This window comes from Cellvibrio sp. UBA7671 (assembly GCA_002483145.1).
Taxonomy (GTDB): Bacteria; Pseudomonadota; Gammaproteobacteria; order Pseudomonadales; family Cellvibrionaceae; genus Cellvibrio; species Cellvibrio fibrivorans.
Genome location: DLHJ01000012.1, coordinates 24,834 through 38,634, shown reverse-complemented (window position 1 = coordinate 38,634; position 13,801 = coordinate 24,834). Strand labels below are relative to the sequence as shown.

Here is a 13,801-nt window from a genome sequence, read left to right as displayed (position 1 = left end):
ATGACTCTTGAAGAATTCAGAAAAGATTTGTTAGAAAATGTCAGGGTGCGGGCAGAAACGAACCTCGATTTTAATCGTGTTGAATTTGTTGAAGATGTAGGGCAGCGTCTTTCAGATGCCGAAGAGTTTAGTGATTTTGAGATTTGCAGGTTTGAAGGAGTTATAGGCCGAACAAAGTTAAAACTAGACGGCTATTCTTTTGATGAAGCAGATAACAGTCTAGCGCTTTTGATTGTAGATTATTCAAACGAGGATGATGCGCCTACTTTTAATACAGCTGATGTAACAAAAGCATTTGGAATGTTGCGCGCATTTGTTGAGGAGGCGTTAAAAGGTAAGTTGTCTGATGGTTCAATAGAAGAAAGTCAGCCAGCGTATGGTTTCGCGTGTGACCTAATGGATCTACATTCAAAGATTACGAAATACCGTTTCTATTTGGCGAGTGATGGACTATTAAAAACCAGAGCAAAGGACTGGCCTGAGGAACACTTAAATGGCGTGGGAACGGAATTTCACATATGGGATATTTCGAGATTTCATACCGCATATATATCAGCGACGGGCCGTGATGAACTAATAGTAGATTTTAATGAGTTTGGTGGAGGGCTACCCTGCCTTAAAGCAGCCGAATCAAAGGGTGAATATCAAGCATACCTATGTATGATTCCTGGTATCAGCTTAGCTCAAGTTTATGAAAAATATGGTAGTAGGTTGCTAGAGGGAAATGTTCGAACTTTCCTAAGTACAAAGGGCAAGGTTAACGCCAAAATTCAGGTCACCATTCGCAATCAGCCAGAAATGTTTTTTGCTTATAATAATGGTATCGCTGCAACAGCGGAGGATGTTGAGATTGAAAAAACCGAATCTGGGTTGAAAATTGTAAGTGCTAAAAACTTGCAAATCGTCAATGGCGGTCAAACCACTGCATCTTTAGCAATTGCAGCAAGAGGATCGGCAGGGAAAAAGGATGCCATGGACTTAACTCTAGTAATGGTTCAGATGAAACTCTCCGTTTTACCCTCTGAAAAAGCGGGTGAGTTAATACCAGAAATAGCGCGTTACGCTAATAGTCAAAATAAAGTAAGTGACGCTGATTTTTTTGCTAACCATCCTTACCATATTCGATTAGAAGAGTTCTCGCGCAGAATATTTACATCTCCTGTGATTGGTACTCAATATGGCACCCATTGGTTTTATGAACGAGCACGCGGGCAATATATAAATGAGCAAGCCAAATTAACTCCGGCTCAGAAGAGGCAGTTTTTAAATCAGAATCCGCGCGCACAAATGTTAACAAAAACAGACATCGCTAAATTTCAAAATACCTGGAAAGAGCTTCCACACAAGGTTAGCTTAGGTGCTCAAAAAAGTTTCTTGTATTTTTCTGAACTTATTACTAAGAATTGGGCTGCTGATGAATCTCAGTTTAATGAAGAATATTTTAAAAACATTGTGGCCTTAGCCATATTGTTTCGTAAAACTGAGGCATTAATCAGCAAGCAAGCATGGTATCAGGGCGGCTATCGAGCAAACATAGTAACTTATACACTCGCCAAACTACACAATATGATTTCAGAGCAAGCGCTTGGCAAGCAAATGGATTTGCGTGCAATATGGGATAAACAGTCTGTTTCTAGTTTTGTACTGGATCAAATCGCAATTATTGCTAAGCATGTGCTTGTCCTTTTAACAGATGAAGATCGCCCAAAAGATAACGTTACTGAATGGGCAAAGATGCAGCTTTGCTGGGATCACATAAGAGATTTTAACATCCCTCTCTCCAAAGAAATGTTTAATTCACTGCAAGATATTCGTGAAGTAACAGATGAGTTAAAAAAAGCCAGTGATACTCAGAAAGAGGACAATAGCATTGCTGCACAAATTTCGGTGGTAGGTATTCCTGGCAGCGAGTGGGCTCGAATGCGAACTTGGGCCATAGAAAATAATTTACTCATCCCTAAACAGCTCGATTTGTTGAAGGTTGCTTCACACATACCATTGAAGTTGCCATCGGAAAAGCAATGCCTTTTAATTTGGCAAATTCATAACCAGCTAGTTGCGGAGGGTTATAAATAGCCCACTTCTCGGACAAAATATTATTCATCCTAATTGCCTAGCTAGCTGATAAACAATTTCTGATATTTTATTTGCAAGATAGGGCGGAACAGCATTACCAACCTGAACGTATTGCTGTGTCCGATTCCCTTCAAAGAAGTAATTATCGGGGAAGGTTTGGATTCTCGCAGCTTCACGAACAGTGAGGCTGCGACACTGCAAAGGATCATAATGAATAAAATAATGACCATCTTTTGAAATGTGGCTGGTTATAGTTGTGGCATAACGCCCTTCCGCTTGCACACGAAAACGATCAGAAAATTTTCCTGATTCCCAGTTTTTATGGTTGGGCGCCAGAAATTTCGGGAACTCATGCGATTTCGGGTTAGGATTATCACGATTAGGATATGCGCGCGCAAAACTTGCGCAAAAATAATACCGCTCCAAATCTTCAACAATGTGCCCGCGAGTTTCGTGATTCAAAACATACTTTAATCGCGCATCGTGAAACCAATCCTTCAGGCCAGAGGGCATGCTTTTTACAACAGAACGGCTTACAGGTATTGACAGACCGCCTCGATGATCTACCTCTATGCTTGCAGGAGAATAGTGCGCGATTTTGCCAGCCAACTCTTTGAGCTCGCTTTTTCTAAGTTTGGACGGCAATTTCTTTACAATCTCGGCAACGGTTTCGTGCCACTTCTCGTAGCTATCTCCACCTTTTGAAAGACCGCTTCTAAGTGGTGGAAGATCATCAATCACTTTTTCAATATTTACCTTATCACTGGTACTCAGCTGACTTGGAATATTTTTGATATCTTCTCTGACACCTAAAAGAATTACTCTATGGCGAGCTTGTGGAATCCCATAGTCTTCTGCACGAATAATGAAATCAGAAAAATCTTCGTACTCGGGATCTTCAGGGTCTGTTGCGGATTTCACAAGGGAATAGATTCTATATTTGCTTCCAGTTTTTTTGCTTATCGCTTTACCGGGGCACTTCAAATCATCCAGGATTTTAGGAAATATTTTTTCTCCATCTACAGTAGATGAAAGAATCCCTTTCACATTTTCCATTACGAATATTTCCGGGTTAACCCGCGACAAGATATTCAAATATTCTTTATATAAAAAATGGCGGGGATCATTTTTGGCCTCATAACCGACAATACCCATATTCCTTGCGCGCCCCACAAGAGAATAGGCTTGGCATGGTGGGCCACCAATCACAATTGTCTTTCCCTTGTGATTGGCCAAAGCGAACTCTATTTGTTCATGAATATATTTGTTGTCCTCTCCTAAAGCGCGTGGCTCATGAAGTGTTTCCTCTTTAGCTGCATTCGCCTCTTTCGGGAAAGCATCAAAAAGCGCTTTGCGTGAAAGATGCCCACTCACATATTTATAGTATTCGTCAGGCACCTGCCCATCAGGAAATTTTCTGAAGAATGAACGCAACTGCAATGTTTGGTGCGCACTAGCTTCTTTCTCTACAGACACAGCAATAGAAAATGGATGTTTTCCCGTTTTCTTATCTTTATAAGCAGAAAAGCCTTCGCCCAGACCACCAGGCCCGGCAAAGAGGTCAATAATTTTGATTTGAGAGGACATATAGGGAAACAGAGAAAAATGAGGCGCCTAGAATAACAGGATTAATCTGCAAATCCAGGCTGCCCTTACTTACTTTAGCCGAAAGACTACGAGAACAGTACTTCACTTCCATCAATCGAGCGAATCATCCCTGCATAATTCACTTTGGCTATGTATTCACCATTAATATATATTTGGCCGCCGGACCAGTTGCCGCCACCCAAATCATTTTTAACGATAAACTCACGACATATTTTTGATGCCTCAGCGTATGATGAAACATCAACTATTTTATTCGGCTCGCATAAATAATATTTTCTATCTGGGTCTTGTCCATGATCAGGATTACCGCAACTTTTTAAAGCAACTTGCATGATAAAAGCCTCCCTAATTAAGCACTGTATAAATATACAATTATTATGGTTTGTCGGCAATGGATATAGTGGATAGAACAACGCGCTCCGCGATGATGTCCGGTATCAAGCACAAAAATACCAGGAATGAAATTATCATTCGCAAGGGACTGCACAAGCTCGGATTTCGCTATCAGCTTCACAGAAAAGACCTTCCCGGAAAACCTGATCTGGTTTTCCCCAAGCATCACGCCGTAATTTTTGTAAATGGCTGCTTCTGGCACGCACACGGCTGCCACATATTCAAATGGCCATCGACCCGCGTTGAGTTTTGGAAAGAAAAGATAGGCGCAAATAAAATCCGCGATGAACGAAATATTCAGGCTTGTGTTGTGATGGGCTGGAGGGTTTTGGTGATTTGGGAATGTGCGTTAAAAGGCAAAACCCGCCGCAATCTTAATGAGGTAATTCACACTGCTGCGAACTGGATTTTATATGATTCACAGTCTGCAGAAATTGAAGGAAAAACCCTGCACCCAACAATATCAAAATGAATATCATCGAAATAATTCATCTACCAACTCCCGCAGCTTTCCCAATTGCTCTTCTACCGTCATGGCGTAATACAAATGTTGAGCGCGCGTGGGTGTTGTTTCAGCGGTATTGAGCAGGGTTTGCAGGGAAACCAGTGCTTGCAGCTTATCCAGCTGCAAATAGATTTCATCCTCCAGCAAGTAGTTGCTAAGGAAGCTCAGGTTTAGTTCGCCTTTCGCCTGCTCTTTCATAATCTGACTCCATTCCCCGTTCCCACAGCCAATCACGCATTACAACCCGAAGTTTAGCTTCGTTAAACCCGAAGTTCAACTTCAATAGGATGCAAGCACCTTCCGTATCCTTTAAGGTTGCCCGCATGACACCTGAATCCACATCATTAAAGAAGCAATTTGGTAAGCGTTTACAGCAAGTTCGTAGCAGCCGTGGGTTAACCCAGGAAGAGTTAGCCGAGAAGGTGGGTTTGACTATCGAATCCATCAGCAATATAGAGCGCGGCATTCATGGACCGAGCTTTGATAATTTGGAAAAAATCACTACCGCCTTGAACGTACCCGCGAAAAGTTTGTTTGAGTTTGAATAACCCATATGGAGCTTAACGTGATCCCACCCCAAATCCACACCGAAATCATGAACCGCAGCGGGGTTTGTCTTTTTTTGAGGAAGAAATAAAAAAGTAAAATCAACGTCAAAAGCTCCCTTATTTCGCTAGGCTCCATACAGGCTACGTATTGGTTTTATTCGACATTGTCCTTTGCATCTTCTATCGCCTGGATCAGCTAATTGGGCTGGTCGGTGCCGAGGCGGATAAATGATCCGCCTTTCAACTCGATTTCAACTCCTAACAAGTCCGAGACGTTGTAGATCCAGCCGGTGCCGTAGGCGTGGATGCCGAACCCCATCCAGATAGGATTTTTTACTTTTTTGCATTGGCCAACTTCTTCCAGTGGCAAACCCTTTTTGAATAGGCCGGGGCCAAAGTACCAACTGATTTCGCTTTCGTTGACTTCGATGGTCATGGAGCTGAACGCAATCGCGACCAGCGTAAGTACACCAAACAGAACGCCGATACCTGCCGCAGGGAGCGCCACGGCAAGATCATTAATCGCCAATACCAATACCGCAACCATTGATATACCGGCAAGGGTAACAAAGCCCCATTGCTTATGTTTGTAAGCCTGATAAGCACCGTCGCGCCAGAACAATGTATCGGCTTCTACATTAAAAACGGCGGCGAGGGCTTTGATCGACTCTTGCGAGCCGCTGCCGCGCGCTTCCAATCGCTGGATGGTGCGCAGCCCAAGTCCCGTCATTTCGGCAAGTTGTTCTTGCGACCATAAACGCTCGGTGCGGTATTTTCTAATCAGTGACGATTTTGCTTTCATATCCATCTTTCATTACTCCAGGTGTATTCATCCAAGTGAATTGATGTGGAGCAAATTACCTGAAGAGTTGTTAATTAGGTGACGCCACCCACCTGCCAATCGCCCGCCACGCCCATAAACATAAGGGTTTAGCATGTAGCCCGCATGGAGTTTAACGGAATGCGGGATTGGCGTACGCTCGTGTAAGTTGCAGAAGATTGCGGTGAGACCTGAATTGACCGCATAGACCATCGTCCAATTGCCTATTATCTTATCGGCAAATTGCCGGTTTGAGTTGCGTCTACTGTTATGATTCCCCGGCATACAAACCGCAGGAGCTTCAAAAATGCCGGCTTACATCACCGTCAATTTCACCCCGACCGATAAAGAGAAGCTGCAACAATACATCGCTGCAGTACCGGCCACACTGGCCAGGTACAGTGGTGAATTTCTGGTTAGAGGCATTTTCGAAACGCTGTCCGGCAACACCGATTATGAGATGCAGGCCATCCTCGCATTTCCTACCAGGGAACAGGCAACCGACTGGTATCATTCACCGGATTATCAGGCATTGATTCCGCTGCGCGATGCCGGTATGCGCTCTCTATTCCAATTGATCAGCAGATAACGCTTACAACCAATCGTTAGACCTCAAGTAAAATCATGCTTGACGTCATCTGCACTGCTGCACTTTCCCATTTAAACGTGAATAATGATTCTATGATCCCCGCTCACATCCACACCGAAATCCTGAAACGTATTAAAGCCGCTGAACAAGAGCACAACGTAAAAGTGTTGTACGCGATTGAGTCCGGCAGCCGCGCCTGGGGTTTTGCATCGCCGAATAGCGATTTTGACGTGCGTTTTATTTATGCGCATCCAAGCGATTGGTATTTGACGATTGACGTGGAGGATAAACGCGATGTCATTGAATATCCGATTGTGGATGAGATTGATATTAATGGCTGGGATATTCGTAAGGCGTTAAAGCTTTTGTGGCGATCAAACCCCGGCATTGTAGAGTGGCTGCAATCGCCTATTGTGTATGTGGATGATGGGATATTTGCGCCTGCGGCGCGCGCCTTGTTGCCGGATGTGTATTCACCTGCTAAGGGGATTTATCACTATCGTCATATGGCAAAGAACAATTATCGTGAGCATTTCAAAGGCGAAACGGTTGTTATTAAAAAATATTTTTATATCTTGCGCGCGCTTCTATCCTGCAAATGGATCGAGCAAAAGAATCTGCCTGCACCGATTGAATTTCATAAGGTATGCGAACTGATTGCCGACGACACATCTTTGAAAAACGAAATCGCCGCTCTGCTTGAGCGCAAAACGTCTAGTCAAGAAAAAGAAATTGCCGCACCGATTCCAGCACTCAATCGGTTTATTGAAGATACATTAGCCTACTATGAAGAGCATAAACCCGTTGAGGTAGATACCAAAGGCGATATTGAGCAGTTGAATAAATTGTTCAAACGGTACATGGTGTAGCCCGCATAGAGCCCAGCGGAATGCGGGGTTGGGCTACACATCACTCATTTTACCCTGGAATTTTTAATGTTTGAAAAACCACAAACGCCCAGCACCTTTGTGTTTGATATGGATGGCACCCTGCTAAATGAACACCACGAACTTTCGCCGCTGACGATTCGCGCATTAAATGAACTGCGCGAGCGCGGTCATCATCTGGTTATCGCGACTGGCAGGCACTTTATGGATATCCGCGCTTACCTGAAACAGTTGGGTGGTGGAATTGCGACGATTACCTGTAACGGTGCGATGATTCATAACGGCGCGGGTGAGTTAATTCAGCGCGCCTGTTTGCCGCTTGCGGTGAATGAGATCTTGCTGCCGCTGGGTGAAAAATGTGGTGTGCATTTGAATATGTATACGGATTCCGAGTGGCTGGTGAATGCGCCCTGCGAATCCATGTTGGATGCCCACGCACAATCGCAATTTTTTTATCGCCAAATTGCATTGCAAGAAATGCTCGCCACACCGGCATTAAAGATTTTGTTTTACGGTGAAAATGCAATGCTGCAACAACTCAAGACGCAAATACTGGCTGCGCTAACCCTGCCAATTCATTTGACGTTTTCCGATGAATATTATCTGGAAGCTATGCCGCAGGCTATTTCCAAAGGCCACGCACTGAGAACATTAATGGAACATCTACAACGGCCACTTGCCAACAGCATGGCGTTCGGTGATGGTTTTAATGATGTGGAGATGTTCCAGACAGTTGCTCATCCGATAGTGATGGATAATGCGAGCGAAAAACTCAAACAGTTATTTCCTACTGCACAGCGTGCGCAAGCACATCATAAAGATGGTGTGGCGACATATTTATATGAGCGGGTGTTGTAAGGTTGCGTATGGATAGATCATGCAAGTAAAACTAGACACCTTCATTGCTCCGCCATGCCTTGATGAAATCAGTATCTTATTTCAGGACGAGCATTTACTGTTGATCAATAAACCGGGCGGCTTGTTGAGTTTGTCGGGGAAAAATCCGCTCAATAAAGATTCTGTGCATTTTCGTTTGGTGAAAAATTTCCCCACTGCGACGCTTGTGCATCGGCTTGATTTTGGCACTTCGGGAATTATGGTTGTTGCACTGAATAAATATGTGAACGCGCATATTGGCAAACAATTTCAGTCAGGGACGATCACCAAAACCTATACCGCGCTTCTGCACGGCCATGTCGAGCAAGACAGCGGCCACATTGAATTACCTATCGCCAAAGATCCACCCAATTTTCCGCTGCAAAAAATTTGTTTTGATTCGGGGAAAAATGCGTTAACGCATTACGCCGTAATCGAACGCAATAGTTCGCCAGCGACCACGCGGGTGTTATTTACGCCGGTATCGGGTCGAACACACCAATTGCGGATTCACAGCCGCGAACTCGGCCATTCGATTTTGGGGTGTGATTTATATGCGAGTGAAGACGCTTTTCAGATGGCGCCACGTTTGATGTTGCACGCAACAACGCTTGAATTTGATCATCCGGTGACGGGGGAGAAAATATGCGGGCGAAGTAATTGTCCGTTTTGATTATGATAAAAGACGATTGCCAAACGCGTAGTGATGTGATCTGGAAGAAATGATTTATAAGTATGTTCTATAGCATCACTCGCCCAACCATCCGCGCACCACTTTTTCAACCTTCTCCAAATCATACTGGCGCAACGCATTAACCAATTGTTGATGCCGCTGCTTGCCAAGTTGTCCTACATTCAATTCACCAATAATTTTTTTACTGGCAGCCATATCACCACTTGCCGCGACTGTGGCTAATTCCTGCAATCTCGGTTTGAAAATAGTTAAATCGACATTAGCATCTTCTATGACATCATCTTCGTTTTCTGATTCTGTCGCATGATCAAAATCAACCTGGGCATAGTGTTGCAAGGCTTTAAACACATCCTCAAACGCGTAGGGTTTACCGATAAATTCCTGAAATCCCTGCGCGAGATAATAAGTACGTTCATGCTCCAAACTGGAGGCTGATACTGCCACCATAGGTGTATTGCTATAAGCAGGTAATACACGCAGGCGACGCAACATTTCCAAACCATTTAAATGGGGCATGCGGATGTCGGTAAAAATAATATCGAACTGCTGCGCCTGACACATTGCAAGGCCTTCGCGACCATCGTGTGCAGCGTAGGTTTCGCAGCCGATTTGTTGCAGTAGATCGACCAGAATTTCGCAGCTAGCCTGGTCATCTTCCACGACCAATACTTTACATTGCGTGCCGGGTTGCAGGTGCTGTGTTTGTTGGTGGGAATCGCGCTCATCCAACACAATATTTTCACTCACCAACGGCAATCGCAAATGCGCGAGCGTACCCTGGCCGAGAATACTGGAGAGCTGCAAACTGCCGCCCATGCCTTCCGCGAGATGGCGCGATAGCGTGAGGCCCAAGCCAGTGCCACCCGCATCCTCACCTGCTTGCCCCTGTTTAAATGCCGCAAATAATTCCGCTAATTCTTGCTCGGAAATTCCGGGGCCGGTATCTCCAATGACAAACTCGACTTCACCGGCGAGGAGGGCGACATATAAACTTACACTGCCTTCGGGCGTAAATTTAATCGCGTTGCCTAATAAATTTAGCAATATCTGGCCGATTTTTTGGCGGTCACCTTTCACGATGTAGGGATCAGGTAAATCAACTTGGGTAATTAAATTCAGACCTTTATTTTGCGCTCGCTCGGCCATAATGGTTTGTATATCGGCAACTTCCTGATGCAAATCAAAATATTCTTTACGCAGGTTAAGCACGCCGGATTCGATTTTGGATAAATCCAACACATCGTTGATCAAACCCAGCAGCCGCTGGCTGGACACCAGAATTAATTGCAGTCGTTCGCGCTGGTTGCCGGTAAATTTTTCGTCGCGCATCAGCAGTTGGGTGTAACCCAATACCGCATTAAGCGGGGTGCGGATTTCATGGCTCATATTGGCAAGGAAGCGGCTTTTTGCACGTGTCGCCTCCTCCGCAACTTCCTTGGCGAGCGACAATTGTTTTTCCGCTTCTTTTTGCGCGGAAATATCGCGCCCTATTCCGAGAATACCTACGGCATTGCCCTGCTCGTCGCGCACGGCGACTTTTAAGGTATCTAACAGGTACTCATCTTGTTCGCTGACCTTTATCGATTGTTCGTAGCGATGCAACTCGCTGCTTTTTAGGGCTTGCTGATCATTGTGACGAAAAAAATCCGCAAGGTCGCGCCCGACTAACTCATCTTCCGTTTTGCCGATAATATAGTCTTCGCTCTGCCCCAACATTTTGGCAAAGGCCTTATTGCAGCTGATGTAAACGCCCTCCAGATTTTTAAACCACACCGGATCAGGAATATTATCGAGCAGGCTGCGCAGATGTTGTTCGCGCGCGCGCAACGCCGTTTGCGACTCCTGCAATTGCTCCTGGGTTTGCTGGCGCTGCACTACTTCATTAAGTAACCAGTCATTGGCTTTGCGCAGCGCCTGGGTGTGCGATAACACTTCTGCTTCAAGACGTGTCTGGTTTTCGCGCAAGAGTTCATCATGCTCCTGCCGCGTGCGAATATACGCGGTTAACAAACCTATCAGTGTCAAACCTATCGCGAGTACCGAAAATTGTAACCAACTGGGTTGATACCAGGGGCGCGGATCGAGTTGTGCAGCGAGCGTAATTTCTCGCGCGGTGGCAGCAAGGCGTTGCGCTTCGCTGTGTTCGATATACCCGAGTGCCGAGACCAGAAAAAATACCAGCCCCACACCGGCACACAATAATAAAAATGCCTGCGCATGGGTATTCTGGCGAATGCGCGGAATTAATAACCACGCAAATAATGCAGTCACAATCAACATGCCGACGCTATCGCCCATCCACCAAAATGCCCAGGTTTTTCCCAGCTCACCAGCAGGCACAATGCCGAGCGCATTCAATGTGTAAGCACCAATACTGGAAGAGATAAGCGCACAGAAAAAAATGCTGGCGATAAAAATCAGCGTGCGACGCAAATTAACTAACAGGTTGCGGCTTAATAAACCACGGTTAATGCGCGCGATAATGATGGCCTGCAACATATCGCCACCAGCAATAAGCGCTGCAGCCCCCCAGTTTGTATAACTGCGTCCGATAAGAGGATCAAAATGTAAAAATTGTGTGGCGAAAAGGGCACCTAAAAAAAGCCCTGGCAACACGCGCAGGCCAAATAACAAAAACCCAAACAATGCCAAGCCTGCTGCTGGCCAAACCAACGAGACCTGGGAGGTCAGCGAACTCCAGGCCATCCCGAATTGAACCAATAAAAAATAAACCACCGCAAAACCCAGGTTCAGCAGTGGCAATTTAGCGAATAGATAAAGCGATTTACGGGAGAGCTTTAGCACCGGCACACACCTTGTGAAGGTCAGTCGTTAATTACGACAAGCATTTATCCAGCGCCTGATAATTCATTTCTTCCGGGCGATGGTGATGATAGCCCTGCCCCCAGCTCACTCCGAGTTTATGCAACTGCGCGGCGACTTCTGCGGTCTCGACAAACTCGGCAATCACTTCTTTGCCGAGCGATGTGGCCATTTCCGCAATGGATTTCACCATCGCATAGTGCGCGGGATCGGTGTCCATATCGCGCACAAAAATACCGTCGATTTTTATTTTGTCGAACGCGAGTTGATGTAAATAGGCATAGGAGGCAAAACCGCTGCCGAAATCATCCAGCGCAAAATGACAACCCAGTTCGCGCAGGGTTTGCATAAACTGCCGCGCCGAATCGAGATTGACGATTGCCTGGGTTTCGGTAATTTCAAAGCAGAATTTATGTGCAGGCAAATTGTAGGTGGTAAAACTATTGATAATAAATTGTGCAAACTGTGGTTCGCGAATGGAAATGGCAGACAGGTTAATGGACACCATATCCAACCGCTCCAGCAATTGCGGGTGCTGGGCAAATAAATTCAAGGTGTATCCTACAATCCATTTATCCAACTCGGGAATTAAATGCAAACGCTCAGCCGGGCCGATAAATTCACCCGGTGAAATCATGCGCTGGTGAGCTGCATCCCATAACCGCATTAACACTTCCAATCGGTATTGTGGTTTGGCACTACCCGCACTAGCGGGTAAAAATTCGATCATCTGGAACCAGGCGCGGAATAACTGGTTATGCACCGCATCGACCAAACGCGAGGCCCAGTTGATATTATCTTTATGCAAATTGCTGCGCTTGGCTGCTTCCTCGTAACTGAAAATGCCACCGCGCGCTTCGCGCTTGGCGACAAAAATGACTTCGTCAGCGGCGAGCATCACTTGATCGTAACTCACCATAATGCGCGTGAGCGGCACAGTGGCGATTGAGGCCGCAAGTTTGAATTGGCGGTCCTCCCATTGGAAATTAAATTGCTCCAGATGTTTTAAAATACTTTGTGCAAGCGCCAAGCCTTTATCACCTTCATCGCAATAGGTCACTACTGCAAACCGATCGCCGCCGAGCCGGGCAAAAAAATCATTGCGTGTTAATAACCCGGCGATGCTATCGGAAAACTGCCGCAATAATTCATCGCCAGCAATACAACCACAACTCTCATTGACCAAACGGAAGCGGTCAATATCGATCAATAAAAAAGAGGCGCTGATGTCTTGTACCTGGATACGGGCAAGCAGTTCGGATACATGGGCTTCAAGGGCATTGCGGTTGTGCAGGCGGGTGACAAAATCGTGGGTGGCGAGGTAGTTGAGGCGGTCTTGCATATAGCGCCGCTCGTTGATCTCCTCGCGCAGCTGGCGGTTGGCGATGGTAAGTTCGGCGGTGCGTTCGCGCACCTTGCCTTCCAGTTCGCGGTTAAAGGATTTGAGTTCCGCCAACATCATTTGCCGTTCGAGCTGGTGGCGCACGCGCGAGCGCACTTCGTCGGCATTTATGGGTTTGGTGATGTAGTCGGCGCCGCCGACACGGAAGCCCTGACTGATATCGTCGGCGCGGGCGGTGACAAAAATAATCGGGATTTCGGTGGTGGCCAGTTCGGCCTTGAGACGGGTACAGACTTCAAAGCCGTTCATATCCGGCATCATCACATCGAGCAGGATCAAATCCGGCAGACGCCGCGCGGCAAGCTCCAGCGCTCGCTCGCCGGAGGTGGCGACAATCAGTTGGCAATCCAGATCCTCCAAAATGCCACTGAGGACATCCAGATTTTCCGGGGTATCATCGACCAGCAGGATACGCGTCGCACTCGACATGACAATAAAGTCCTTAACTATTGTTGTCATCGGATAATAGCAGACGGGAAAGGAATAGCTACGCGCCGGTTATGAAGATTTGTTAGGGCAAATCGTCACCAGGGATATTGATGATCTAAGAGCCAAAACAGTGCCCGACTGCTGCACTGTT

The 13,801-nt window shown here is 46.0% G+C and carries 13 protein-coding genes; 7 read left to right on the top strand and 6 right to left on the bottom strand.

Features of this window, described 5'->3' with window-relative positions; all coding sequences use genetic code 11:
- Positions 1-2,076, top strand: coding sequence for an AIPR family protein (locus B4E62_RS08600; RefSeq protein WP_331351776.1), 2,076 nt, complete (start codon positions 1-3; stop codon positions 2,074-2,076).
- A 24-nt stretch (positions 2,077-2,100) separates the two neighbouring features.
- On the opposite strand, the gene B4E62_RS08595 is transcribed toward B4E62_RS08600, so the two are convergent.
- Positions 2,101-3,663 carry a DNA cytosine methyltransferase gene (locus tag B4E62_RS08595; RefSeq protein ID WP_331351775.1) on the bottom strand — a complete coding sequence of 521 codons (1,563 nt, stop codon included), beginning with the start codon at positions 3,661-3,663 and terminating at the stop codon, positions 2,101-2,103.
- 86 nt (positions 3,664-3,749) lie between these two features.
- Positions 3,750-4,016 carry a hypothetical protein gene (locus tag B4E62_RS08590; protein WP_331351774.1) on the bottom strand — a complete coding sequence of 89 codons (267 nt, stop codon included), beginning with the start codon at positions 4,014-4,016 and terminating at the stop codon, positions 3,750-3,752.
- A gap of 59 nt (positions 4,017-4,075) precedes the next feature.
- Between B4E62_RS08590 and B4E62_RS08585 the strand changes: the two genes are divergently transcribed.
- On the top strand, positions 4,076-4,549 hold the full coding sequence (locus B4E62_RS08585; RefSeq protein ID WP_331351773.1) for a very short patch repair endonuclease: 474 nt from the start codon (positions 4,076-4,078) through the stop codon (positions 4,547-4,549).
- Between the two features lie 3 nt (positions 4,550-4,552).
- On the opposite strand, the gene B4E62_RS08580 is transcribed toward B4E62_RS08585, so the two are convergent.
- Positions 4,553-4,780 carry a hypothetical protein gene (locus B4E62_RS08580; RefSeq protein ID WP_331351772.1) on the bottom strand — a complete coding sequence of 76 codons (228 nt, stop codon included), beginning with the start codon at positions 4,778-4,780 and terminating at the stop codon, positions 4,553-4,555.
- A gap of 125 nt (positions 4,781-4,905) precedes the next feature.
- Between B4E62_RS08580 and B4E62_RS08575 the strand changes: the two genes are divergently transcribed.
- A complete protein-coding gene (locus tag B4E62_RS08575; protein WP_331351771.1) occupies positions 4,906-5,130 on the top strand; it encodes a helix-turn-helix transcriptional regulator in 225 nt (74 codons plus the stop codon).
- A 196-nt stretch (positions 5,131-5,326) separates the two neighbouring features.
- Here the strand turns inward: B4E62_RS08575 and B4E62_RS08570 are convergent, their stop codons facing one another.
- Positions 5,327-5,938, bottom strand: coding sequence for a helix-turn-helix transcriptional regulator (locus tag B4E62_RS08570; protein ID WP_331351770.1), 612 nt, complete (start codon positions 5,936-5,938; stop codon positions 5,327-5,329).
- A gap of 319 nt (positions 5,939-6,257) precedes the next feature.
- Here B4E62_RS08570 and B4E62_RS08565 point away from each other — a divergent pair, with 319 nt between their 5' ends.
- The 4 genes from B4E62_RS08565 (at position 6,258) to B4E62_RS08550 (ending at position 8,975) form a co-directional block, all read left to right on the top strand.
- Positions 6,258-6,539 (top strand): DUF1330 domain-containing protein, encoded by a 282-nt coding sequence (locus B4E62_RS08565; protein WP_331351769.1) that lies wholly within the window; start codon positions 6,258-6,260, stop codon positions 6,537-6,539.
- Positions 6,540-6,574: 35 nt separating this feature from the next.
- Positions 6,575-7,408 (top strand): nucleotidyltransferase domain-containing protein, encoded by an 834-nt coding sequence (locus B4E62_RS08560; protein ID WP_331351768.1) that lies wholly within the window; start codon positions 6,575-6,577, stop codon positions 7,406-7,408.
- Positions 7,409-7,474: 66 nt separating this feature from the next.
- Positions 7,475-8,284: a Cof-type HAD-IIB family hydrolase gene (locus B4E62_RS08555; RefSeq protein ID WP_331351767.1), complete on the top strand. Its 810-nt coding sequence runs from the start codon at positions 7,475-7,477 to the stop codon at positions 8,282-8,284.
- A 19-nt stretch (positions 8,285-8,303) separates the two neighbouring features.
- Positions 8,304-8,975 (top strand): pseudouridine synthase, encoded by a 672-nt coding sequence (locus tag B4E62_RS08550; RefSeq protein ID WP_310069348.1) that lies wholly within the window; start codon positions 8,304-8,306, stop codon positions 8,973-8,975.
- A 75-nt stretch (positions 8,976-9,050) separates the two neighbouring features.
- Here the strand turns inward: B4E62_RS08550 and B4E62_RS08545 are convergent, their stop codons facing one another.
- Positions 9,051-11,801: an ATP-binding protein gene (locus tag B4E62_RS08545; protein ID WP_331351766.1), complete on the bottom strand. Its 2,751-nt coding sequence runs from the start codon at positions 11,799-11,801 to the stop codon at positions 9,051-9,053.
- Positions 11,802-11,832: 31 nt separating this feature from the next.
- Positions 11,833-13,650 carry a putative bifunctional diguanylate cyclase/phosphodiesterase gene (locus B4E62_RS08540; RefSeq protein WP_331351765.1) on the bottom strand — a complete coding sequence of 606 codons (1,818 nt, stop codon included), beginning with the start codon at positions 13,648-13,650 and terminating at the stop codon, positions 11,833-11,835.
- Between the last annotated feature and the right edge of the window lie 151 nt (positions 13,651-13,801).